Raw genomic sequence first — 24779 nt, forward strand, 5'->3', positions numbered from 1 at the left:
CTATGTTAATTGCACAACTGACAGACCTGCATATCAAGCAGGGTGGCAAGAGCGCCTATAAGAAAGTCGATACGTTGAAATGTTTGTATGATGCCGTCAATCATATCAATGCTTTACATCCAAAACCTGATTGTGTCGTGGTGACGGGAGACTTGGGTGATTTCGGAGTGCTTGAAGAGTATCAATTGATCAATAAGGCTCTCGCAGAGTTTGAAATGCCATTGCATGTTATTCCTGGAAATCATGATGATAGGCATAATTTACGTGATGGGTTATCGAATCTTGTATCCTTTGATCATCCGCAATATTGCAATTTTGTGGCCGAGAAAGATGAATTGATATTAGTAGGACTGGACTCATCTGTAATTGGCAAGCCATATGGTTATTTAACAACAGAAACACTGGAGTGGCTTGATTCTGTTTTGACTAAAAATTCAACTAAGCCAGCGATGTTATTTATCCATCATCCCCCTATGGAAGTTGGCCTTAATCACATGGATGTCCAGAATTTGCAAAACAGTGATGAATTATATGATGTCCTTAAAAGATATGGCAATGTGACTGGTATCTGCGCAGGTCATCTACATCGACCGATTACTGCCGTTTGGAATTCAATTCCAGTTTGGGTTGGGCCATCTCACAGTCATTCAGTCACACTCGATTTAGATCCGAACGCATGTTCGTCATTTTCGCTGGAACCAAAAGCGATTCAATTGCTAACGGTAAAAGGTCGGACAGTCGTTTCTCATATCAGTTACATTGATGATAGCGATGGACCTTACCCATTCTTTGACGAAGAGGGTGCATTGATCGATTAATAAGGTAAACAGGTTATTGACGTTATTGGTTGGAGCATAACATCTAACACCAACTAGCCAATAGCCAGCATATAAGTTTCTCATGTGCTTACGGTGCGAGTATCCGTGGTGATACGCGCTCCGTATTTTACTTGGTTTAGCTTTAAAGGCGCTTGATCTTCTTAGACATATATTCAGCATCAAAAAACTCTGGCCAGTACATTTTCACGTAACCGCCTGCAACCCAAATCACTAAGATGGTTGCGATGGTCAGTTCAAAGAAACCGAATTTATGCAGCCAATACCATTGTGGATATTCAGCGCCGAAAAACGTAGTTAGGCGGTGCATAGCTATCGCGCTGATAACGGAAGGGAAGGTGACGGCAGCAATCGAAGGCTGGAACTTTAGGCGCATTAATCGGATGTAGCATAAGTAAATGAGTAAAGTCATCGTGATAGCAATGCCTGCCAACGCGCCAGTAAGAATCGGGTCTGGATTGTCGAAATTTACCAAGTAAGCGGCTAAAGACAGGTTCACCGGAGCCGCCATAATGGCCAGTGTTGGCCTTGCTCGCCGGGGTAGATTTCCTTCGAATACTAAGCGGTACAATACCACTGGCAGCATAAGAAAATAGATGCCAATACAAGTGGCTGCAAGTGTTTCTGAAAAGACGGTGTGTCCAAATTGTGTGCCCGCTAACGAACTGCTTATCAAGCCCACCGGATACAGAAACCAACTTGGTACAATGTTCGACATTTTGAAATTGATGATCTGGAAACTAAAGAACAATACCATCATTGTAAAGTGCAACAACAACGCGCAGAACCAGACGGGGTAAGCAATGACTGCAGAGATCTCGGCTAAATAATCACACAGGATAAGAAGCGCCATGCTCATTGGTGCCATCAAACTACCACTTAAGGGATGGCGTATATCATTTAAGAAAGTGTTTAAACTCGTTAGGTAACGAAATAAAACGGGCAGCAATAATAGTGCGCCAAATGAAGCTAGGTAAGGGCGAATGATTTCACCAATGCCTGGGACATATAAAGCCCATGCTTGTCCTAGTCCAATTACTCCAAGTGCTAAAGACGCCTGAGATGGCGGCACATTTTTTACCTGGGTTAATCTTCTCCAGTTCAACGACTTGCTCCAACTTAATAATTTATAGAATGTGAGGTATTTATAGTATTTGAGTGAATTATCGAATGTCTGTTCTAGCTAGAACGTTCAGTTATGCCATCAATAGATGTTAAGAGCACTCAAATAATTTTGAGTGGATGATAGCAAGTTTAACGTTTGCTTTTTTGATTTTGATGCGGAATCGGGACATTAAGCACGGGGAAAGTGTGCTTTATTTCTTGAGTTATTTGTAATTAGCTAACTTTTTGTACTGACCTATCACAGAGATGTAATGCATACAATGTCGCTAACGTGCTTCATCTTGCTGTGGGAGATCTTGCTGTCTGAGCTTCTCGTTTTTCAGCGTACGGTTAAGTAATTGACTGTAAATTGGCTGCCCACCTAGCATTTGAGCAATGATAACTGCCCCTAAGCAAGTGATGATCAACGGTAGAATAAGATAGTAGTTATTGGTCATTTCAATAACCAATAGTATACCTGTAATGGGTGCTCGTACCGTAGCAGCAAACAAAGCTCCCATACCTGCAATCGCAAACATACCCGGTTCAATATTCAGTTCTGGGAAGAATGCTGCTGTAGTAAGCCCAAAGGCGTAACCAAAGAGTGTACCTAGTGCGAGCATCGGTGCAAAGATGCCGCCCGGAGCACCTGAACCGAAGCAAAGTAGGGTGGTGATAACACGTCCTAAAAAGATCAGCAGCAGTACGTTTGCACTGTAACCACCATTAGTGATATTCGGGATGATACCAATACCACCGCCTGTTAATTCAGGTATGTAAAGCAGTAACAAGCCAAAGCAGCCACCAAGCAGGGTGCCGGTTATTAAATAGCGTTTGCGGTCATTTTTGTGTATCGCAACAAATAAGTCTTGCGACAGCGTGATCAGTTTATTGAAAATTACGCCAAACAAACCGAACAATACGCCTAATAACAAGAACAACCAAAGCGCATTTAATTCCGGTGGTTGATATTGAGGCATCGTGATAACGGCCGATTGTCCATTGATGGAACGAAAAACAATATTGGCTGAAATAGCAGAGATGATCACTGCTTTGATCGAAATGAGCGAGTAGCGGAATTGGGGTCTCATCTCTTCGACGACGAACATGATTCCCGCTAGTGGCGCATTGAATGCTGCAGCTAAACCACCAGCCGCTCCTGAAGCAAGCAGCGAGTGTCGAGTATCATCATCTTTGACGCGAAAAATATCAGTTACCATACGACCAATACTGCCGCCCATTTGAACAGTCGGCCCTTCACGGCCTAAAACCATACCTGAACCTAGTGCTCCCATACCTCCAAAGAATTTGACTGGCAATACTCGCCACCATCGAACAGGACGCATTCCGTCCATAGCACCTTCAATTTCAGGTATACCTGAACCTGCGGCTTCTGGAGCAAAGCGATGTACAAGGAAATATCCAATAAAAGCGAATGCTGCACTGATAATAAAAGCGGCTAACCAAAGAGGAACAAAATTGGTAATTTCATCTTTTAGCCAATCGGTACGAGTTTCTGAAATGAAATGAACGGCTACTTCGAAATAGGTGCCAACAACCCCAGCAAGCACGCCAACGATACAAGAAAGAAAGAGGACAGAAGCGGGTGTTTTGTCTCTAGAGAGAAATTGGTTGATAGCATCCCTTGGCATTTTTGCGAGTAAGGACTGCTTAATTTTCTCTCTTCTGGTCATTGAGGTTAGGTTCCTGTGTCGATAAGGCGGGGGTGTTATGAATTATACGCTTCCTATTCATATCCTATAGTAATAAAGATGAAAAGTTGAATTTCATTTATGGAGTGCGTTCATTCCATTTATGGAATCTATGGGTAATAGTGGTATCACCGTCACAATTTTGATCGATTATCTGGCGGTGGCTTGAATATCCCCAAAAATGAACCATAGTTAAATCGTAAAGCAACATAACAAACCGCAAGGAGAAGTGAGGTTTTACACACAATTTGGATGGATTCAGAAATAAAGTTTTAGTTCCTCGTTAATTGTTCAGGTCGATATTTAAGGCTTCCTGATTCGCGAACTCACGATTGAGTAACGAGGGTGAGGCGTACTGATGAAGTACGCCTTTAGTTCGTCTGGATCATCCATTCCCGCTTTTAATCTCTCCTGCTTATCCCTTGCCATTCTATTAATTATCATTCCTCTATAAATCATTCTCAGTATAAACAAGCGATTGGGGTCAACTTTTCGTGAATTGAGTATATACTCCCTAAAAAAGGAGGACTGATATGACCAAAAAAGTTCCTACAAACATAATCACGGGTTTTCTGGGTGTTGGTAAGACAACCGCTATTTTGAACCTGCTAAAAAATAAACCTGAAAATGAAAGCTGGGCTGTTCTGGTTAATGAGTTCGGGGAAATCGGTATTGATGGCGCATTGATGACAGATCAAGGCGCTTTGATTAAAGAAGTGCCGGGTGGCTGCATGTGTTGTACTGCGGGCGTGCCTATGTCGGTGGGCATTAATGCTTTATTGCGCCAAAAGCCAGATCGTTTATTGATTGAGCCTACAGGGCTTGGTCACCCTAAACAGGTTATTGCGACGCTAACTTCAGAGCAATACACACCTTATGTTGATTTAAAAGCGACGCTTGGCTTGGTTGACCCACGAAACCTATCCAATGAAAAATACACCTCGAATCAGAATTTCAATGATCAACTGGGCAGTGCAGATGTGATTCTTGGTACTAAAGTTGACCTTGTTCATTCTGAAGACATCGATGTGTTCAATGATTGGGTGACGGATCAAACGCCAGCGAAAGTCTTCCATAAGCTAATTCACGATGGTGAAGTGCCATTGGAAGTGTTGGATATTGAAAGAGTATACGGCAGTGCTTCATCTCATATTGAAGCTCACCATCACGATCACGCTGAACAAGAGCCACAATTCCAACTTCCTCCCGGTGAAGCTTTCATCCGCAAAGAGAATAAAGGGCAGGGTTACTTTAGCTGTGGCTGGCTGTTTGGTGCAGAGCATAAATTTGATTTCGATGCGCTGTTCTCAATGCTGTCGGATCTGACGGCTGAGCGTGTAAAAGCTGTCGTGAATACTAATCAAGGCTGCTATGCGTTTAACGTCGCGAATCAAGTAGTATCAGTGAATGAAATTTCCCTTGATGGCTTTGAATCCCGACTGGAAGTGATCGATTCGCAGTTAATGCCTTGGGGTGATCTCGAGCAGATTCTACTCAAGTTGTGTGGTATCAAATAGCCCAATTATCCTGTTTGGAATGATGATTCTGGTGTTTGCTTCGCGGATGGTGAGGTAAACACCCGATTAAATGAGAAAGTTTGCGTTATATCACGATAAATGTGAGATAAATCACTCTAATTACTTTATAGTGCTCGGCTGAAATAAGAATGTAGGCTGTCTGCTTAAGGAACCCGTAACAATGTCATTTTCTTCTCAAGGTTTTGCTCCTGAATTAGTCAAAGCGTTGACTGAGTGTGGTTATGAAAAACTCACTCCAATTCAACAAAAAGCGATTCCAATGGCTCGTAAAGGCCATGATATTTTTGCTACTGCTCAAACCGGTACGGGTAAAACAGCGGCATTCTCATTGCCTGTTATTCAGCATCTATTGAACAGTGATAAAAAAGCCTCTCGTGGCACGGCTCGTGGACTTATTCTAGCGCCAACTCGTGAGCTTGCTGCACAGATCGCTCAAAACATTAAAGACTACGTGAAATACACTGAACTAAGCGTTGCTGCGGTTTATGGTGGTAACAAAATGTCTTCACAGGTTCGTCAATTAGAACTGGGTGTTGATATTCTGGTTGCAACACCAGGCCGTTTAGAAGAGCACTTAGAAGCGGGTAACGTGTCGATTGCTAATCTAGAGTTCCTAGTGTTTGATGAAGCTGACCGAATCCTCGATATGGGCTTCATCAATGCCGTTCGTAAGATCATGTTGGATGTAGAAACGTCTCCACAAATCATGATGTTCTCGGCAACAACATCAACTCAGTTAAACCAACTTTCAGTTGATATTCTACGTAAACCAAAGCGCATCAGTGTTGAACGTGAAAACTCAACGGCCGCCACGGTGGGCCACGTGGTTTATCCAGTGGATCAAGAACGTAAAACAGAACTGCTTTCTGAACTGATTGGTCGTAAAAACTGGCGCCAAGTACTTGTGTTTGTGAACTACAAAGAAACAGCGAATGACGTAGTTAAAGAACTTAAGTTAGATGGTATCAAAGCGGTTCTTTGCCACGGTGATAAAGCGCAAAGTGCTCGTCGTCGTGCATTAGATGACTTTAAAGAAGGCAGAGCTCGTGTAATGGTAGCAACCGATGTTGCAGCCCGCGGCCTTGATATTGAAGACTTGCCACACGTAATTAATTACGACATGCCTTTCCTAGCGGAAGATTACGTTCACCGTATTGGTCGTACAGGCCGCGCTGGTAAACAAGGTCATGCAATCTCTTTCGTTAACCGCGAAGAAGAGTTGACTGTTGTTCAAGTTGAAACACTTATTCAACAACGTATTCGCCGTGTCGAACAACCAGGTTATGAACCGAAGAAACGTGATGCTTACATTGAGAAGTTGAACACAAAATCGGCTTACAAAAACCGTCAGGGTCGCAAGAACAACGCGAGCGAAGAGCCTCAAGATCAAGCAAGTGCTGAGCGTCGTTTGACTATGATGAAGCGAATTAAAAACCGTCGTAAGTAATTACGGTTGGTGTTGAATAGAGCCACTGTTATGTGGCTCTTTTCGTTTGTATTTTTAGTAAGATTGTTTATTGTCATTACTACTTCGTTTCAACCTCGCTTCATTTCAAGCCCGATCAAGAAACAAGAACCATTAAATAAAAATAAGTCGATAGGTAATAATATGGATAGCGCACTACTTTGGGCTTTTATTCCCACGTTTTTCTTCGTATCAATTACGCCTGGGATGTGTATGACCTTAGCTTTGACATTGGGTATGAGCATTGGTTACAAACGTACATTATGGATGATGATCGGTGAACTGGCCGGTGTCGCTGTGGTTTCTGTCGCAGCGGTACTGGGTATTGCTTCTATTATGCTTAATTATCCATGGTTATTTACGGCCTTCAAATTTGTGGGTGCAAGCTACTTGTTCTATTTGGGTGTTCAGATGTGGCGTTCAAGAGGCAAGTTGGCGATCAGTACTGATAATCAAACAACTGAAGTGAACAATGATTGGGACCTTGTGGTACAAGGTTTCGTGACAGCAATTGCCAACCCGAAAGGTTGGGCGTTCATGATTTCATTACTGCCTCCTTTCATTAATAGTAATGTCGATTTGGCGCCTCAGTTGTTTATTCTTGTTTCTATTATTCTCGTTTCTGAATTTGTCTGCATGACCTTGTATGCGACAGGTGGTAAGAGCCTAAAACATATGCTGGGTAAAGCCGATAACGTTAAGTTGATGAACCGTATTGCTGGTACGTTAATGATGGGCGTTGGCGTGTGGTTGTTTGTGAGCTAATTCTGGTTAGCTAACGATGCTCAACGGGTTAGCTAGCTCATAGAATATAAAAAGAGCGATAGGGTATTTAGCCTTATCGCTCTTTTTGATTTGATTTAGCTAGCGAATAGAAGCTAGATAACAGTAAGGTTACTGATCTTAGCTAGATTTGCTTATTAAACCGCGATTTCACCGCCGTCTTCACGACGAATCACAACGGTAGATGCTCTTGGGCGAACTGAAACTCCTGATGGAGTTTCTTCTGCTGCATCGGTGCTGTATGGCCAGTTGCCAGGGTGCTGAATGTTTACAAATAATGACTTATAATCTGGGCTGATGGTAAAGCCTGTTACTTCACAACCGTTAGGGCCAACAAAGAAGCGCTTGAGCTCTGCTTGATTATCGGCACCAACCACTTCTTGAGTGCCATTTTCATCTGTCAGCTTTGATGGTACGACTGCGAGCATTTGATCATTAGTATAAGACGTAACTTCGTCTGCACCGTTATCGGTTTGAATCCACAAAATACCGCGGGGATCAAACGCTAAGCCGTCCGGACTCGCAAATTGGTTCATGTCAGTCAAACTTGAACGGTTAGTGTCGGCATCACCATTGGCTGGTGAACCGAACACAAAAATATCCCATGTAAAGTCTGATGCAGCTTCACTCTCATCCCAACGAATCACATGACCAAATTTGTTGTTCAAACGTGGGTTTGCTGCGTTTGTTTCATCGGTACGAGAAGTGTTGTTGGTTAACGTTAGATATACAGAACCAGTGTATGGGTCTACTGTACACCACTCCGGACGATCCATTGGAGTGGCTCCAACAAGGTCGGCGGCACCTGCCGTGTTTAGGATTATTTCTGCTAACGAGTTAAAGTTGTCCGCCAGTGTACCTCCAGAAACAGTGGTACTTTCTAGTGTTAGCGGCAGCCAAGTACCGGTGCTGTCTTCGTTGAAGCGCGCCACGTACAACGTACCTTCATCCATGTATTTATCACCAGCTGTCAAGCGATTTGAAGGGTTTGCATCTGCTGGGTCCCAGTTGGCTGTTGATTCAAACTTATATAGGTACTCAAAGCGAGAGTCGTGACCAGAGTAGAACACCACTGGTTGACCTTCTTCAAGCTTACCAAAAGTACAACCTTCATGACGGAAACGACCTAGGGCAGTACGCTTTTTGGCACGAGAGTTTTGCGTATATGGGTCAATTTCAACAATATAACCGTGACCATTTGCTTCATTACGGTAATCGTCAATTGAACTTGTGCCGGTCGGTTCTACGTCAAATCGAGTAAATTCATCCAAACGTTCTTCTGCATTACCTGCCAAAGTTTCCCATAAGTAACGTGTGTTTTGATCATCGATACCAATACGGTTTTGTTCTTCAGTTCGAATGCCAGTATTCACAAAGTACCCTGGCCAGTTTTCTTCACACGTTAGATAAGTGCCCCAAGGAGTAAAACCATTTCCACAGTTGTTTAGTGTACCGCGAGCTTGGCTGCCATCTTGTGAGAAGCGGGTTACGGTCAACTCTGTGTTCGCAACAGGTCCCGATAGGTCCATGACCGTTGCACCAGTATAACGACGGTTGAGTGGATCATTATCGACCAGTGTCCACATATTGTCTTCAAGTTGAATTCGTACGACAGATACACCATGAGCGTTAATTTCTTTACGAACTTCATCGACGATAGTGCGAACACCCCCCACAATCGTCGGGCCGCTGGGGTGCAGTGCGGAAGTATCTATGTACTCGTGGTTAATACATAGCAAGCCATCAGTATCACTGTCGTCTAGCGGGAAAAAGTGCATACCATCGTGATGCATGCCTAGCGCATTGAGCTGATCGGTGCTCGTATTACTGCCGTCATCTTTCCATGAGCTGCCCTGTGCGTTTAGAGGTGTTCCCCATGGAACTAAAACTTGTGCAACATACCCTTGTGGAACGGAAACCGCATCGGTAAGTGAACCCGGAATCGAATCAAAGTTCAGTACAGCACTTGAGGCGCCTGAACCATTACCGACAGAAGCATTTGGACTAGAAGAGTTACACCCGGAAAGTCCAAATGCACCAAAGGCTGTCATTGCGCTGATACCCAAACCGCCTTTCAATACGTTTCTTCTTGATAGGTTGGCGTCTAATACTTCTTCGAAAGGTTTGTTTTTGCTCTTGTTGAAACGAGTGCTATTAAATGTTTCCTTGCTCATCGCTACTGCTTCCTGTTGGCTGACTTTATTGTTTGTTATTCATGAGTAACCCAGCTATCAACGAATGAGTTAATAACTTGGGTCAATGTGTGACCAATCGTGAAGCAGTTAAGTGACAAGTTTTTATAGTTTTGATTAAGGTTTTGTTTCTGTAGCACGATTTTTGCCGTTAAGGCTATTGTGTAATACAAAACTCTTGGGGATTAGCTAGGAACTGTGTATAAATGCTCTATTAAACGAAAAGAGAGACAGTTATGAAATTAGATAAAATCGAAAACAAAAATCGTCGCCTACGCAAGAAGTTATACCTAGGTGAGTTCGCTATTTTAGGTTTTGAAGTAAGCTGCACGACTTCGATTGCTGATTTTGACCAATACGATGTGTTCATCGATGAATTTATCGATTTCATTGATAGCATTGGCCTGTGCTTTGGTGGCGGTGGTTTAGAGCTGTTCGAAGGTTTCTTATGTTCTATTGAGCGCTACCATTCAGTGACAGAAGCAGAGCAACTGCAAGTAGCGCAGTGGCTTGAAGCTCGCGCAGAAGTAAGCAAAGTTGAAGTAAGCGAACTTGTTGACGCAAACTACGCATTCTAAAGTGGTGTTGTTCGGCGAGCTCAGTTGGAAGCGAATAGAGCTTTCCTGAGAGAAGCTTTGTACATCACAGAAAGGCCCAGTCGGTATATCGACTGGGCCTTTTTGCGTTTGGTCTGCGCTATTCTTGAAGCATGACTCCTTATGTAATTCTCATTTTTATAACGAGATTTTCTATATACATATCAGTCTCTTATGCCTGACTTTCTGCATAGTAAGAAGTTTGAAGAAACTTGTGATAGTTTTATGAGAATTCAATGAAGTTGCTGATAGATTTGAACGTCATTCTTAGAGTCAACAACACAACAGTTCGTTCTGGCAAAGGTAACGGTGTACCGCTGTTATTCGTTTTGTTGGCAACGATAGGACTCGATAAAGGATGGAATCAAAATGAATAAACGTACTCAAATCAGCTTAGTGATCAGCTCGGCTATGTTGGCGCTTGGAACAAGTCAAGTTCAGGCGGCACAGCTTGAGGTGACCGTTACCAATGCCACGAAAGGGATCTACTTTACGCCTATCTTGGCAGCAGCTCATGACTCTAGCTTGTTCATGTTTAGAACGGGTGAAACGGCTTCTTCGGAATTAGAAGCTATGGCAGAAGGCGGCGCTATTTCAGGCCTATCTAGCTTAATTGCTAATGCGGGTGGTGTAGTGGTTGAGGACCCTGCAACAGGTATTCTTGATCCAGGTGTTGCAACGACATTTGATATTGATACTGGCAACTTAGCTTACCTGTCGCTAGGCGCAATGCTATTACCGACTAATGATGGTTTTGTGGGTTTAGATAGCTGGAAGATCCCAACTCAAGCTGGCACTTACAAAGCAACGCTCAACGGTTATGATGCGGGTACTGAAGCGAACGATGAATTGGCAGGCAGTATGCCAAACCCTCCATTTATTACCTTTGGTGCTGGTGGTACTGGTGTAGAAACTGCGGTGTCAAACGCTAAGGTTCATATTCATCCGGGTAACATTGGTGATAGTGATGCGGCGGGTGGTATCAGTGACCTCGATAGCAGTAGTCATCGTTGGTTAAACCCTGTCGCAACCATCACTATTGTTGTGAAGTAAGGGGGATCTATGAAAGCTAGAATTTTGTTTATCGCTGCATCTGTCGCCGTCTTAGCTGGCTGTCCGGACGATGACGACGATTACTACCGATATGATGTAAGTGTCACTAACCTCACGCCAAATCAACCTATGTCTCCACTTGCGGTGCTGACTCACAATAATAGCTTCGAGTTATTTGAAGTAGGGCAAAGTACCTCGGTCGAACTTGAATACTTAGCCGAAGGGGGTAGCAATGCACAGTTGATTGCGCTCAGTGACAGTGACGCCAACGTTTATCAAGGCATCTCTGGTAATGGTTTGATTCTTTCTGGTGAAAGCGACACTGTTTCAATCCGTGTTGAACCTAACCAAGAAGACTACCTCTCTGTGGCTTCAATGTTGGTTAACACCAATGATGCGTTTGTTGGTGAATCCGGTTTGTCGCTTAAGTCATTAGCCGTGGGTGACACCTTCGTTATGAACATGAATGTTTGGGATTCGGGGACTGAATTGAACGACGAGCTTGCTGCAACCATTCCGGGACCTGCCGGCGGTGGTGAAGGCTTTAACACCACAAGAAATGACACGGATGTAGTGAGCTTCCACGCAGGCATTATAAGCCAAGATGATGGCCTGACGACGTCGGCACTAAGTGGCAACCATCGTTTCCTTAACCCAGGCGCAAGAATCACAATTACTCGAACTGAGTAATTGACTTGAAGGTGCAATGAAAGAATTCCTGCTCTGTTCCGGTCAGTTTTATGTGGGCAAAATCCAAATAGAGCAGGGATCATGAATAGTGCTGCGGTAAATTTGATGGCAAACATATTGTTGGTTGAAGACGATGATGACTTGGCAGAACTGGTGCAGATGCATCTTAAATTTCAAGGTCATGATGTGGTCAGAGCTAATTTGATCGCAAAGGCTCAAGCGTTGTATAAAGGAGGTCAGTTTGATTTGATTGTGCTTGACCGAGGCTTACCTGACGGTGATGGCCTCGATTTTTGTCGCCTGCTGCGCCAACAAGAGGACTGGACACCTGTATTGATGCTAACGGCAAGAGACTCGGAACTAGACAAGGTGTCGGGTTTAGAAGCTGGTGTTGATGATTACATCACTAAACCATTTAGTGTGCTGGAGTTTCAAGCTCGAGTTAGGAATGTACTGCGTCGCTTAAGCCATGCTGAATCAACGGTTCAAGATACTTCAACCATAGAATTGGTTATGAGCTTTGGTGGCCTCACTATTCAACCAGAGCGCCATCAGGTTTCACTTAATAATCAAGATGTCCCATTGACTGCAACAGAATTTACCTTACTTCATTTTTTAGCCACACGACCGGGACGCGTATACAGTAAAGATGAGCTACTTGACTATGTTTGGAATACTCATCATTCCGGTTATCACCACACAGTGTGTAGTACGGTTAATCGCCTAAGAACCAAACTTGCCACGCCTAATAGCGATGATGATTTTATCAAAACCGTTTGGGGCGTTGGGTATAAGTTTGAGTCAAAATCATAGCATTCAATAAGCTTGTTTAGGTTAACGAACAAGAAAGAATATCCAGAGTTTACAAGGAGGAATCATGAGTTTTAAATCGCGCTTAGTACTGTTTACAAGTCTATGGTTTCTTCTGGTGAGTGTGGTCATTGCGTACACTTATCATTGGCAAAAAGAGACTATTGAACAAAGAACCAAGCAGAGCCTACATAAAGATCTGGCGGTGCATATGCGTGACGATAATCCACTGATGATTGGCACTGATTATAATCCTCAAGCGCTCAAATCAATCTTTCACACCTTAATGTTGATAGGTCCGGATTTCGACATCTATTTTCTTGATAGTCAGGGCAATATCACCACACATGCTGCGCCTGAAGGTACCCAATTATCGAGCCAAATCGATTTAGCGCCTATCCAACAGTTTTTAAATGAAGGGGCTTATCCTATCTTGGGAGAGGACCCGATTAACCCCGAGTCACCTAAAGTCTTTTCTGTTGCGGCGATTGAAGAGCTTGGTTCTACTGTCGGCTATTTGTATGTGGTTATTGGAAGTAATCGCCATACTGTAATTACTAATTCCCAGGTTGATACGCCATATATCGCGCTAGCAGGGCTTGTGCTGGTTTCTATCTTGGGCTTTGCAATTGGTGCGTATCTGTTAGTGAAACGCAGCTTGTTGAACCCAATAGAGGTGGTAACCAATAAATTGCAGCAACAAGCTGAACAAGACTTTAGGTTAGAACCTAATTTCACACACCAAGTACCAGAATTAGTGCCCATAGCACGCTCTTATCAATTGATGGCGAAACACATTCAACAACAATTCTTGCAGCTTGAATACCAATCCTCGCATCGTAGACAAAGCTTATTACAGCTCAGTCACGATTTGAAAACACCACTTTCGAGTGTGCTTGGTTATTTAGAGACGTGGAAGATTCAAAATCCGCAATCGGACCGACTGATCGATGTTGCTTACCGTAACGGCAACAAGTTATCGCAACAGCTGCATTCTCTGTTAGATAGTGCCAAGCTTGATAATCCCGTGCCTACTTATCATTATGCTTCAATTGACATCAATGAGTTGGTGGGAGAGTGCTTAGAGACAATACAAAGCCAATACTTGCAGAAAAATGTGCAGCTCAATATTGAGATACCAGATGGGACTAAGGCTGTAGGTGACAGTGAACTACTTGAGAGGTTGATCTTGAATTTGTTAGATAATGCATTAAGGCATAGCCCAAGTGGGACGCCGGTATCGATGAATGTTGGTCTCGAAGCTGATTCAAAACGGGTGAAAGTGGTTATACACAATGAGATTGAGTTGGAAGCACCTAATGGATCGTTGGGTATTGGGACTAAAATCGCTCAGTCGATATTGATGCTACACCACAGTGTGTTAGAAACAACAAAGGCAGAGAACTCATTTCAGCAAAGTTTTTACTTGCCTTCGGTATAGTTCTGTCTGCCTTCGGTTGAGATATATTCGAGTCTATGCGTTTTCTTTGTCGTCATTAACTTTGGCGTAGAAGTGAAGTAGCTCTGTTAGTTCTTTTACCCAACCAAACGCTTCTGTCGGTGCTTTCAATAAAATCTTCTCGACTTTTTCACAGTGAGTTTCAAGGCTGATGGCTTGCTCAAGATTAAACGACATCGCATAAAAGTGCCAAAGTAGTAGACGGGTCATTCGCTCGATGTTCTGTTGTGAGTTATCTGACTCGCTAAATGCAAGGTTGACCTCACTCAGCGCGATTGCGGTCATTCGAAGCATCGCATCAAATTTTGCTGATTGCATACGCTCTTCACTGGTCACTTCTTCCTGCTCAAACGTAAATAATTCCGTCATTGCATCTTCAGGGACAAGGCGATGAATCATTCTTAAACTAAATTCTTCTAGTTCTTCACGAGGCATGTTGTTTAAGCAAGTTAAAGTGTAATCGCGTTGCATGGTGTTCTCTTGGATCTGCAAAAAGGTCGGACAGTTTAATGGAGAAGCGAGCTCAGAAAAAGGAGATTTTAGATAAGCCTACGTTTGTAGGCTTATCTGTGTACTACAAGCCCTAAAATTGATGTTTAGGGTAACTGTATTTAGGTTGGAACGCAGCATCAGGCTTTGCTATGGCTTGGCGGTTGATACTGCATAGACTGGTCGTTTCTCATGAAAATGTTGCTCGCGACCAAGCTACCGATACAAATTGAACCAAGTGCTAACCAAGTCATGATATCCGGAATCTCGTTGAACAGTGGGATCGCCAACAAAGTTGCTATGGCCGGAGTTGCACTGCCAAATGCTGCTGAACGTTCTGCCCCTAACGTGTTTACAGCATACAAATAAGTGAAAGCAGCGATTAAACCTGCACCAACGCCTTGTACCGCTGAATGCACGGCAAGCTCTGTGACTGGCCATTGAGCAATTGGTGTACTCATTAAATGGCTAGGGAGGGTTCCTGTAAGGATAAGGACCAGCAACAGCAAGATGGAACAGAATGAAATGAAACCCGCACTCACAAGCGCATTAAGATTGGCAACACGTGCTGAGATGGTAAAAGTCGCCCACATTAAGCTGCCACACAAAAACAACAAGTGACCTTTGGTGTATTCAAAGTTAAAGCTGCTTAAGCTATTTCCTAGAAACAACAATATCCCGAGTAAAACAAGACCCAAACCAACGACACGGTGTCGGCTAAGCGGTTGCTTAAAAAAGAGCACCGCAATCCCTGTTACGAACAAAGGGAGCGTACCTGGAACCAAAGCACTACCATGTGAGACAGGTACAAATTGCATGGCTGTGCCCGCAACGAGTAAGTAGGGCAAACCACTACCCACAAACATGCCTACTAAATAATGATTGGGCACCGCTGCCACTGCATAACGCGCTTTCCACACTAAGGGTAATAATACCAATGCCGGAATGAGGAATCGGGTCAGTGCAATATCTGCTGGTGTTAGCTCTGAATTTGCGCCGCCTTTAAGTGAAAGGAAAAAGCTCGCCCAGATGAGCAAAGTGACAGTAATAGATAGATAACCAAGCTTCATAGTAAACACAGAAAGTGGATGATGGTTCATTATGGAGGAGAGTTCGTGCCTCTAGTTGGCAAATTACGTTCGAATTTAAGTTGGGTTTGATGATTTCTGCTAAGATGTAGGTAAATATTGATGAATTTGGCTAATTATCGGCATTTACAATGGATAGAATTGATAGACACCTTCTTGAGTTGCTGCAAAAAGATGGCAGGTTAACGACGGCTGAACTGGCGGATGAGGTTGGTTTATCGGCTTCGCCGTGCGCGAGGCGTATCAAAAGACTAGAAGAAAAAGGAATAATCGATGGTTATCGTGTGAGCTTGTCGCGAGAGCACGTTGGTATTGCAATGAGTGTGTTCGTTGAAGTAAGTTTAAACAACCATCAAGAAGTCTCGATTGATAAATTTGAGGGTGCAATTGTAGACATGGAAGAAGTGATAAGTTGTCACGTAGTGTCTGGTGCTTATGACTATCTATTAGAAGTTGTCAGCCCAAACCTCATGGCTTACGAGGCATTTACCAGAAAACTTCAACGACTCTCCAACGTAAAAGACATACATACCCATCTTGCAATAAGGCAAGTGAAGGGCAACGCGCCGCTTCCCATTTACGCCGATTAAGCTTGCATAGACCTGAGAGGTTAGATTTACATAGCGGTGGAAGTGAGCTGAAAACGAAATGGCTTGTTATTGAAACTTTAACGTTGCTGACCATTTACGAACTGAAATCACGTGGGCAATAAAAAACGGAGCACCTCGTTAAAGGTACTCCGTATATAATAGGTGCAAAACTAGTGATATTTAAAGTTAGAGATTGAACAATCCCCAGTTTGTATATTTATTCTGAATGAAAAAGCATGTGAATGATAATCTACACCATCATTCCAAATTGTCTCTCCAAATATCTTACATAGCTCTAGCTCACTTACTGAACCGAACTCTTCCATGTGTTTAGCGACAGATAAAAGTTTACCTCTTATCTCTGCAGTTCCTTCCGTGTTACTCAAGCAGTTGAAAGCCATAGTTTTTTGCATATTACCTAGCCAAAATGTTTCTTGTTATTAAGTTATATGAAGTTTCATGATAACAATTTTCTGGCGTTTGTAAATGTATTTTGTGATGAATATCTCACATAAGCGCTTGTATTGGTCGTAAATTGAACTTTATTGTTGATAGTTAAAACAATATGTTTACAACTTATTGATAAGGCGTTGATTTACTATTTATCTGAATGCTTAAAGCGCTAACTTAGAACTGCAGACGTTGATATATAAACAGTGTTTCACTACAACCCATCTCCACTTGAAACTTTGTCATGGCGTGCGGCATCGATCATAGTCGCTTCGTTATGGTATCGGGAAGATAGCTGACGAAACTTACCACTTAGCGTGTTTATATCTCTTGCAAGGGATTGTGAACCTACCACATGTAACGATGCACTCTCAGTTTGTCGGGGTAACTTTGAGCGTTCGCAATGCTTGGCCATAGACTGCCACGAACTTACCAAAGATTGAGTTTCATCCAATTCAGTAGAGACGACGTATGCCTGTTTTAGTAATGCTTCAGATACTTGATAAGCGGTATTCATATGATTTTTGAGCTGCACATTAAATCTATCTTCGTACTTTACCCAAAGCTCAATGACCTGCTTTTCCGTGAAATGTTTTGAGAGTAAGGTTTGTGATTCATAACTAGAGAGGGCTTGATTAAATTCTTTAGTGTATTGATTGTAACGATCTTCAGTTGAGATTTGACGATTCAAAAGGGTTCGCCAAGTTTCTTGGTCACAATGGTGTGCTGAAACTACATTTGTGCTTAAAGATATACTGACCATTAGAAGCTTAATCCGAAAACTCATGACTTTCCTCTACTTACTATGTTCACTATAGAGAGTATAGATGAGTGGTGACTGGAGTTGATGTACACTGAGGTATACCTAAAACGGAAGAGCTGGTGGATTTGATGAAAAAAGCGCTGATCGCTTCACTTATATTACTAATGTTGGGCGGAGGAGGTGCAGCTTACTATTTCCTCGTTATGAAAAAAGACTCAACACCACCAGAAAAAACCGAAGAGCCAATTGAAGATGTGGCTCAACAATCTGAATCTGATCTAGTACCTATAGTGGACCTTAAACCTGAGCCAGATCAGACAGAGTTTTACGTTCTAGACAGAAAACTTGAAGTACTAGAACAACCGGAAATTGATGGTTTGATAACGGATTACCTCTATAAAGGTGAAAAAGTTGAGGTACTTGAGAAACAAGGTGAATGGGCCAGAATTTCAGATTACATTGTTCTAAAAGAGGGCGGGCCTCAGATTGCAGAATGGATTTTAATGTCTGGGCTGTCTAATGACGAAGTGATTATTTCTGATCAAGAAAGGAAAGAGATTTTGGATTCTTACTTGATTAAATCTGATGATCTGAAGCTACATCGCGAGAAATTTCGAAGCACGGTAGCTAAGTTGATCTTTGAAGGAGAATGCGATCCAAGTGACTTTGAAGAGCTAGGTGGTTGGGTTAAGTCTGTAAGGTACATTGACCGAGACGTCTATTTTATTTATTGCGGTGGTCTCTCTCTTGAAAATAAAATTTATCTTGATGTAAATACAGATGAAATATTTACCAAGTAAAACCCGATTTGTCATTATTGTTTGATGTATTAATAATTCATATATTTTTATTTTATAATCTTTGGTTATGAAAATATAAAATACAAGCCCACTCTCTATCAGAGTGGGCTTTTTATTACCTATTTATAATATTTATAGTTAAGACTCTAGTTATATATGAAATTTTATTTGATGTATGGTAAATAAATTATAATGATTAGGTGGTAATTATTTCCCATGATTATCACTCAAATACTGCTTGGTTTTCTCGTTCTTCCTTTTTTCTTGAATTGTTTGATAATTGTTTTTTTAATAAACAATAAGTTACTGCTTTTTTATATTTCTTATTATGAAAAATCTCTTTTAAATTAATGGGTTGGATAATTTCATGTAAGCGAGTTGTTTCATAATACTTGTGAGGCAGGTCATATTTTTAGCGATAAGATTAAAATAATTAAATTTTGTAATAATACGTTTTGACTTTGACCTGTAGTGTTTAATTAAAGAGAAAGAAATTTTAATTATCGAATAGAAAATTATCTTATTAACTTCATTGTTATTTAATTGCTTTTAAGGGATGGAACTATTAATGAAAAAGCTTGCTTTAATTACAGGGTCAAAGGGCGGCATCGGCTCAGAAATTTCCTCTAAATTAGTTGTAGACGGATATCGTGTGATCGCGACATATTTTACAGGAAATCATCAATGTGCATTGGATTGGTTTAATGAAAAGCAATTTACTGAAGAACAAGTGAGATTGTTTGAATTAGATGTGACCAACACTGCTGAATGTGCGTTGAGCTTAAGCAAGTTGTTAGAAGAAGAAGGCACAGTCGATGTATTGGTCAACAATGCGGGTATTACACGTGACAGTGTCTTTAATAAGATGGATGCCGATGCTTGGAAAGACGTGATTGAGACTAATCTCAACAGCCTTTTTAATGTGACTCAACCTCTGTTTGCACCTATGTGCGAAAAGGGCAATTGTCGAGTGATTAATATTTCATCAGTGAATGGCCTGAAAGGGCAATTTGGACAAACCAATTACTCTGCAGCGAAAGCTGGAATGATTGGTTTCTCTAAAGCTTTGGCTGCGGAAGGTGCTCGTAGTGGAGTAACAGTAAACGTGATTGCCCCAGGTTATACAGCAACCCCGATGGTTGAACAAATGAAGCCAGAAGTGCTTGATTCAATTAAAAACCAAATCCCAATGAGACGCCTAGCGATGCCTACTGAAATCGCAGATGCAGTCGGTTTTTTAGCCAGTGAATCTGGTGCGTACATTACAGGTGAAACACTGTCTGTCAACGGCGGCTTGTACATGCACTAATGGATGAACTGAGGAGATGAAATGATGGAAAAAGTATTCATTGTTGCAGCAAAGCGTACACCCATAGGCTCGTTCACAGGGGCGCTAAAAAACGTATCTGCGGGTGAGTTGGCCGGGGTGGTGATTAAAGGTGCACTTGAGGCGACGGACCTTCCGTTAAATGCGATTGATGAAGTGATAGTTGGTAACGTGATTTCGGCAGGTCAAGGTATGGGGGTTGCGCGCCAGGCTTCCATCTATGCAGGGCTTCCCGAAGAAACACCAGCATATGGCGTCAACATGATCTGCGGCAGTGGTATGAAATCTGTAATGGATGCGGCGGCGCACATTAGGGCGCAAGACGCAGAGATTGTTGTTGCTGCAGGTGTTGAAGTGATGTCTCAAATTCCTTTTGTTGTGCCAGCTAGCATTCGTAACGGGCATAAAATGGGTGATATCTCGGTGAAAGATCTGTTGGTTGGCGATGGCCTAACCGACGCGTTTAATCACTACCATATGGGCATGACGGCTGAAAACATCGCCAATACTTTGAACATTTCACGCCTTGCTCAAGATAACTACGCATTAGAAAGCCAACAGAAAGCAGTATCAGCAATAGAAGCGGGAAAATTTGATCAGCAAATCGTGCCTGTAGGAGTCAAACAACGCAGACAAACCGTCACCTTTGATACTGACGAGTACCCCAAGTCAGATGCAACATTTGAAGGTTTGCAAAAGCTGCGCCCAGCTTTTGACCGTGAAGGAACGGTAACCGCAGGTAATGCATCAGGCATTAATGATGGTGCGAGTGCGATTATCTTAGCGTCTGAATCTGCAGTCGCGAAATATGGCCTGACACCACTAGTAGAACTAGGCAGCTACGCACAATCTGGATTAGACCCAAAAATCATGGGATTAGGTCCGGTTGAAGCTGTTTCAAAAGCGCTAGACAAAGCGGATTTGACGCTCGAAGAAGTCGACCTTTTTGAATTAAATGAAGCTTTTGCTGCACAAGCTCTTGGTGTGATGTATCAGCTTTCAGAGCAACACGATTTACCGCTAGAAGCCTTCAAATCTAAGGTGAATGTCAATGGTGGCGCAATCGCGCTTGGTCACCCTCTAGGGGCATCTGGGAATCGAATTATTGTTTCACTTATCCATGAGATGCTTGCTCGAAAGACAACTTATGGCATTGCTTCACTCTGTGTAGGTGGAGGAATGGGAACCGCTGTTTTGCTTAAAGGTATTGAAGGTTAGAACCTGATATATCAATGGCAAGCTTAGCAATTTAACGAGGTTATTTTTCAAACATCGTTAGCATAGCCAACGATGAGCCTTTATTGAAATGAGATACGCAAAAATTCATTAAACTATGTATTCATCAGGAGTTACTTATGTACACGGATATTTTTAAAACAATTACAGACCAAACTGAAAAGCAGTTCGAACCGTACTTGAAATTCAATAAGTTGGTGGCAAAGAACGTTCAAACAATGACTGAACTTCAAATGAATGCGTTGCAGACTTATACCGATATGGGTCTTGCACAAATGAAAGCAGTTAGTGAAATCAAAGATGTAAATAGCCTCACCGCTTTTAACGGCCAGCAACTAACGGCACTTACTCAATTGTCTCAACAAATGATGAGCGATAGCTCAAAACTGCAAGCTGCAGCAAAAGAGTTCAAAGAAGATGTTGAAACACTAACAACAGATAACTTGAAAACAGTTACGCCAGCATAAAACCAGTCGCCATCGAGCTACTACAGATTGGTCTGTACAGCACGGTGGCGATTTTCCGATTATTGGAGTCATGTTATGTTTCAACACTTCTTTTCGGACTACCTTGTTAAGCTTCAACAAACGAACCAGCAATGGTGGGAAAATTTTGAACAAAACAAGGAAGCCGCGCAATCTCCTCTGAATAAAGCGATGCAAGAACTGAATTTTGAAGATGCATCGAAAATTTTTGAGCAAGCCGCTAACCAACCCGCCGCTCTACTTCAGCTTCAAGCTCAATGGTGGGAGCAGCAGTTAAAAATATGGCAAAATACTGCGTTGATGGGCAACACCGAAAGTGTCATCACCGAAGACCGTGGTGACAAACGTTTTATCGATGAGGCATGGAAAAACGATCCGTTTTACAGCTTTATCAAACAGTCGTATTTACTATTCAGCAAGAGCTATATTGACACCATCAATTCTATTGAAGGCATTGATGAGAAAACCAAAGAGCGTGTGGCTTTCTTTTCGCGTCAGGCAATCAATGCATTGTCGCCAAGCAACTTTATCGCGCCTAACCCAGAGTTAATGAAACTGACGCTTGAGCGAAATGGTCAGAATCTTCTCGATGGATTAGAACAGTTGCAAGCCGATGTCGAAGCGAGTGCTGATATACTTAAGATTCGTATGACCAACAATAATGCCTTCCGAGTGGGGGGTGATGTTGCGAATACAGAGGGCGATGTCGTCTTCCAAAACGAACTTTTTGAGCTAATTCAGTATTATCCGAAGACACCACAGGTGAATGCGACACCTTTATTGATCGTTCCTCCTTTTATTAATAAGTACTATATTCTCGACCTTCGTGAAAAGAATTCGATGGTACGTTGGTTGCTTGAGCAAGGGCATAGCGTATTCATGATGTCTTGGCGCAACCCGGGTGAAGCACAAAAAGACCAGAAATTTGGCGATTATGTAACAGAAGGTGTTGTTAAAGCCGTTACTGCGATTGAAGACATCACGGGCAAAGAGCATATTAACGCAGCTGGCTACTGCATTGGTGGTACGGTGCTGGCTTCGACTGTTGCTTACTACGCTGCCAACCGAATGAAGAAGCGCATCAAAACGGCAACTTTCTTTACGACTTTATTAGATTTCTCTCAACCGGGTGAGGTTGGGGCGTACATCAATGAAACGATAATCAACGCGGTTGAGAAGCAGAATGATGCAAAAGGGTACATGGATGGCCGCTCGTTGAGCGTGACATTCAGTCTGCTTCGAGAAAACAGCTTGTACTGGAATTACTACATCGATAATTACCTCAAAGGTAGCAGCCCGATGGAATTTGACTTGTTGTATTGGAACAGTGATAGCACTAACGTGGCTGCGAAATGTCATAACTTCTTGCTGCGAGATCTCTACCTTGAAAACAAACTGGTTCAGGATAAAGGCGTCAAAGTGGGTGGAGTTTGGATTGATCTGAATAAGATCAAAATACCAAGCTACTTCATCTCGGCCAAAGAAGACCATATTGCTTTGTGGCAGGGCACTTATCGCGGAGCATTGAACACTGGTGGCAACAAAACCTTTGTTCTGGGTGAGTCTGGTCATATCGCTGGCATTGTTAACCATCCAGACAAAAAGAAATACGGCTACTGGCTGAACGACAATCTTGATGATTCTGCGGATGAATGGCTGAACAATGCAAATCACAACGAAGGTTCGTGGTGGACACACTGGGATCTGTGGCTACAGGGCTTTGAAACTGACGAAAAAATCGAACCTTTCAAGCAAGGCTCAGAACTTCACCCGGTGATAGGCAAAGCACCAGGCAACTATGTAAAACAGGTTCTGCCGATTGTCGATAAAGAGAAGGTTGATAAAGAGACCGCAGAGAAAGAAGCGCCAGAAAAAGAAGCTTAGGGTGTTAAGTCACATTCAATAATAAAGACATTCAACGTCAGATAATAAAAAAGCCACTGAAATAATCAGTGGCTTTTCGTATCAACTCATATCAGAAATAACTGGAAGAAGTTGGTGTAATCTCGATTTCTAATCGATTTCTTTGTCTTTACCCATAGATAAAATCCAAAGAGATACGGCTGCAACACCTGCAAAGCCACCAAGAATGATAACTGGCATAGCACTGTAACCTAGGATATGCCAAATTACGCTCTCTAAAGTACTCATTCAATCGCTCCTTATTGCCAGCCTTCAACGCCGTGCATGTCTGGTAGTTTATGTGCGATACCTTTGTGACAGTCTACACATGTTTTTTCGCCAGAAGCTAGCGCAGTCGAGTGTTGTTTGGCACTACGAGGGCTCTGTTCTGAGAAATCCATGTAATCAAACTGGTGACAATTACGACACTCAAGTGAATCGTTCTTTTTCAATCGAGCCCACTCGCGTTCAGCTAGATGAGCACGACGCTCTTTGAACTTCTCTTCAGTGTTGATGGTTTTCGCAATAAAGTGTGCATACAATTCTTTAGATGCTTGAACCTTACGAACAATTTTATCTGTCCACTCGTGAGGTACGTGACAATCTGAACAGATAGCACGAACACCCGAGCGGTTGGAGTAGTGGATCGTTTCTTGGATCTCAGCAACAATTGGTGCGTGACAACCAGAACAGAACTCTTCCGTGTTCGTTGCCTCCATACCGGTGTTGAATGCACCCCAGAATAAAAGACCACCCGAGAAACCCAAGAATAAAACAACGCCTACCGCTGCTTTACTTGGCGTCGCCAGTCTTTTCCAAAACGCTTTAAGTAATTTTATCATGTATAGCCTCTCTTACCGTCCGGCTACGATTAACGCAGTGAATCTACAGGTTTGAACTCGTTCTCTACCAATGGTTTAGCATTAGCTTGAGGTACGTGACACTGTAGACAGAAGTAACGACGAGGTGATACGTCTGCAAGTACCGCATCTTCACGGTTCATGTAGTGAGTTACACTTACTTTAGTCGCACCCATTTCTTTTGCGTTTTTCCAACTGTGGCAAGAAAGACACTTGTTCGCGTTCAGAGAAACTTCATAGCTACGAATAGTATGAGGTACTAGAGGTGGTTGGTATACGTAGTCGCTCTCTAACACTTGGTCACGAGGGAACTTTTTGAAGTCATCCGCTGCGCGAGTTGCTTCAAGTTCACTTGCGCCACGTAGAGACTCTACGCCACCAATGCCGCCTGGATTATCAAGCTCAGCTTGAGCTGCACCAGCTAGCAAAAGACCAGCTGATAGTAGGGCAGTAATCAGTTTTTTCATGGTTAATTTCTCCGCCTAAAGGCTAATTCTTTGAGTGGACTACTTCCTACAAAAAGTGATGAAAAAAGTAGTCGCAATATTAAA

At 42.6% G+C, this 24779-nt stretch carries 26 protein-coding genes; 16 read left to right on the plus strand and 10 right to left on the minus strand.

Annotated features, from left to right (window positions below):
* Nucleotides 1–2: 2 nt before the first annotated feature.
* On the plus strand, nt 3–818 hold the full coding sequence (locus tag SJY39_RS17975) for a phosphodiesterase (RefSeq protein WP_016788604.1): 816 nt from the start codon (nt 3–5) through the stop codon (nt 816–818).
* A 142-nt stretch (nt 819–960) separates the two neighbouring features.
* Here SJY39_RS17975 and SJY39_RS17980 read toward each other — a convergent pair whose 3' ends face one another.
* Both SJY39_RS17980 and clcA read right to left on the minus strand, forming a co-directional pair.
* Nucleotides 961–1908 carry a TDT family transporter gene (locus SJY39_RS17980; protein WP_010430163.1) on the minus strand — a complete coding sequence of 316 codons (948 nt, stop codon included), beginning with the start codon at nt 1906–1908 and terminating at the stop codon, nt 961–963.
* Nucleotides 1909–2227: 319 nt separating this feature from the next.
* On the minus strand, nt 2228–3634 hold the full coding sequence (gene clcA, locus SJY39_RS17985) for a H(+)/Cl(-) exchange transporter ClcA (protein WP_010430161.1): 1407 nt from the start codon (nt 3632–3634) through the stop codon (nt 2228–2230).
* Nucleotides 3635–4185: 551 nt separating this feature from the next.
* Between clcA and SJY39_RS17990 the strand changes: the two genes are divergently transcribed.
* From SJY39_RS17990 to SJY39_RS18000, 3 genes are all read left to right on the plus strand, one after another.
* A complete protein-coding gene (locus tag SJY39_RS17990) occupies nt 4186–5169 on the plus strand; it encodes a GTP-binding protein (protein ID WP_016799577.1) in 984 nt (327 codons plus the stop codon).
* 181 nt (nt 5170–5350) lie between these two features.
* A complete protein-coding gene (locus SJY39_RS17995) occupies nt 5351–6637 on the plus strand; it encodes a DEAD/DEAH box helicase (protein ID WP_010430156.1) in 1287 nt (428 codons plus the stop codon).
* Between the two features lie 162 nt (nt 6638–6799).
* Nucleotides 6800–7420: a LysE family translocator gene (locus SJY39_RS18000; protein WP_010430153.1), complete on the plus strand. Its 621-nt coding sequence runs from the start codon at nt 6800–6802 to the stop codon at nt 7418–7420.
* Between the two features lie 155 nt (nt 7421–7575).
* Here the strand turns inward: SJY39_RS18000 and SJY39_RS18005 are convergent, their stop codons facing one another.
* On the minus strand, nt 7576–9612 hold the full coding sequence (locus SJY39_RS18005; protein ID WP_010430150.1) for a PhoX family phosphatase: 2037 nt from the start codon (nt 9610–9612) through the stop codon (nt 7576–7578).
* Nucleotides 9613–9866: 254 nt separating this feature from the next.
* Here SJY39_RS18005 and SJY39_RS18010 point away from each other — a divergent pair, with 254 nt between their 5' ends.
* From SJY39_RS18010 to SJY39_RS18035, 6 genes are all read left to right on the plus strand, one after another.
* Nucleotides 9867–10208 carry a YggL family protein gene (locus SJY39_RS18010; RefSeq protein WP_010430148.1) on the plus strand — a complete coding sequence of 114 codons (342 nt, stop codon included), beginning with the start codon at nt 9867–9869 and terminating at the stop codon, nt 10206–10208.
* Nucleotides 10209–10462: 254 nt separating this feature from the next.
* Complete coding sequence (locus tag SJY39_RS18015; protein WP_010430145.1) at nt 10463–10603, plus strand: hypothetical protein; 141 nt, start codon at nt 10463–10465, stop codon at nt 10601–10603.
* A complete protein-coding gene (locus tag SJY39_RS18020; RefSeq protein WP_010430143.1) occupies nt 10596–11279 on the plus strand; it encodes a spondin domain-containing protein in 684 nt (227 codons plus the stop codon). The genes SJY39_RS18015 and SJY39_RS18020 overlap by 8 nt, the downstream gene beginning before the upstream one ends.
* A gap of 9 nt (nt 11280–11288) precedes the next feature.
* Nucleotides 11289–11969 carry a spondin domain-containing protein gene (locus tag SJY39_RS18025; protein WP_010430141.1) on the plus strand — a complete coding sequence of 227 codons (681 nt, stop codon included), beginning with the start codon at nt 11289–11291 and terminating at the stop codon, nt 11967–11969.
* A gap of 81 nt (nt 11970–12050) precedes the next feature.
* Nucleotides 12051–12782 (plus strand): response regulator transcription factor, encoded by a 732-nt coding sequence (locus SJY39_RS18030; RefSeq protein WP_010430139.1) that lies wholly within the window; start codon nt 12051–12053, stop codon nt 12780–12782.
* Nucleotides 12783–12846: 64 nt separating this feature from the next.
* Entirely contained in the window at nt 12847–14220 is a 1374-nt protein-coding gene (locus tag SJY39_RS18035) for a HAMP domain-containing sensor histidine kinase (RefSeq protein WP_010430137.1), read from the plus strand.
* A 33-nt stretch (nt 14221–14253) separates the two neighbouring features.
* Here the strand turns inward: SJY39_RS18035 and SJY39_RS18040 are convergent, their stop codons facing one another.
* Nucleotides 14254–14709, minus strand: coding sequence for a hypothetical protein (locus tag SJY39_RS18040; protein WP_010430132.1), 456 nt, complete (start codon nt 14707–14709; stop codon nt 14254–14256).
* A 158-nt stretch (nt 14710–14867) separates the two neighbouring features.
* The gene (locus tag SJY39_RS18045; protein WP_016790307.1) at nt 14868–15797 is read right to left on the minus strand and encodes a DMT family transporter; all 930 of its coding nucleotides are present in this window, start codon (nt 15795–15797) and stop codon (nt 14868–14870) included.
* 149 nt (nt 15798–15946) lie between these two features.
* Between SJY39_RS18045 and SJY39_RS18050 the strand changes: the two genes are divergently transcribed.
* Nucleotides 15947–16405 (plus strand): Lrp/AsnC family transcriptional regulator, encoded by a 459-nt coding sequence (locus tag SJY39_RS18050; RefSeq protein WP_010430125.1) that lies wholly within the window; start codon nt 15947–15949, stop codon nt 16403–16405.
* 170 nt (nt 16406–16575) lie between these two features.
* Here the strand turns inward: SJY39_RS18050 and SJY39_RS18055 are convergent, their stop codons facing one another.
* The gene (locus SJY39_RS18055) at nt 16576–16818 is read right to left on the minus strand and encodes a hypothetical protein (RefSeq protein ID WP_010430121.1); all 243 of its coding nucleotides are present in this window, start codon (nt 16816–16818) and stop codon (nt 16576–16578) included.
* A 251-nt stretch (nt 16819–17069) separates the two neighbouring features.
* Nucleotides 17070–17618: a hypothetical protein gene (locus SJY39_RS18060; RefSeq protein WP_016768115.1), complete on the minus strand. Its 549-nt coding sequence runs from the start codon at nt 17616–17618 to the stop codon at nt 17070–17072.
* Between the two features lie 119 nt (nt 17619–17737).
* On the opposite strand from SJY39_RS18060, the gene SJY39_RS18065 reads away from it, so the two are divergent.
* From SJY39_RS18065 to phaC, 5 genes are all read left to right on the plus strand, one after another.
* Nucleotides 17738–18418, plus strand: coding sequence for an SH3 domain-containing protein (locus tag SJY39_RS18065; protein WP_010430114.1), 681 nt, complete (start codon nt 17738–17740; stop codon nt 18416–18418).
* Nucleotides 18419–18986: 568 nt separating this feature from the next.
* Nucleotides 18987–19727 (plus strand): SDR family oxidoreductase, encoded by a 741-nt coding sequence (locus tag SJY39_RS18070; protein WP_016768114.1) that lies wholly within the window; start codon nt 18987–18989, stop codon nt 19725–19727.
* Nucleotides 19728–19751: 24 nt separating this feature from the next.
* Entirely contained in the window at nt 19752–20963 is a 1212-nt protein-coding gene (locus tag SJY39_RS18075; RefSeq protein WP_016785680.1) for an acetyl-CoA C-acetyltransferase, read from the plus strand.
* Nucleotides 20964–21100: 137 nt separating this feature from the next.
* Nucleotides 21101–21448, plus strand: a complete 348-nt coding sequence (locus SJY39_RS18080) for a phasin family protein (RefSeq protein WP_010430107.1) — start codon at nt 21101–21103, stop codon at nt 21446–21448.
* A 75-nt stretch (nt 21449–21523) separates the two neighbouring features.
* The gene (phaC, locus tag SJY39_RS18085) at nt 21524–23350 is read left to right on the plus strand and encodes a class I poly(R)-hydroxyalkanoic acid synthase (RefSeq protein WP_372275177.1); all 1827 of its coding nucleotides are present in this window, start codon (nt 21524–21526) and stop codon (nt 23348–23350) included.
* A gap of 129 nt (nt 23351–23479) precedes the next feature.
* On the opposite strand, the gene SJY39_RS18090 is transcribed toward phaC, so the two are convergent.
* From SJY39_RS18090 to SJY39_RS18100, 3 genes are read right to left on the minus strand one after another with little or no spacing between them, the layout of a single operon-like run.
* Nucleotides 23480–23617 (minus strand): TIGR02808 family protein, encoded by a 138-nt coding sequence (locus tag SJY39_RS18090; RefSeq protein WP_010430103.1) that lies wholly within the window; start codon nt 23615–23617, stop codon nt 23480–23482.
* A gap of 11 nt (nt 23618–23628) precedes the next feature.
* Nucleotides 23629–24210, minus strand: a complete 582-nt coding sequence (locus SJY39_RS18095) for a NapC/NirT family cytochrome c (protein WP_010430100.1) — start codon at nt 24208–24210, stop codon at nt 23629–23631.
* Nucleotides 24211–24239: 29 nt separating this feature from the next.
* Nucleotides 24240–24695, minus strand: a complete 456-nt coding sequence (locus SJY39_RS18100) for a nitrate reductase cytochrome c-type subunit (RefSeq protein ID WP_010430099.1) — start codon at nt 24693–24695, stop codon at nt 24240–24242.
* Nucleotides 24696–24779 lie beyond the last annotated feature (84 nt).

The organism is Vibrio sp. R78045, from assembly GCF_042466085.1.
GTDB lineage: Bacteria > Pseudomonadota > Gammaproteobacteria > Enterobacterales > Vibrionaceae > Vibrio > Vibrio cyclitrophicus.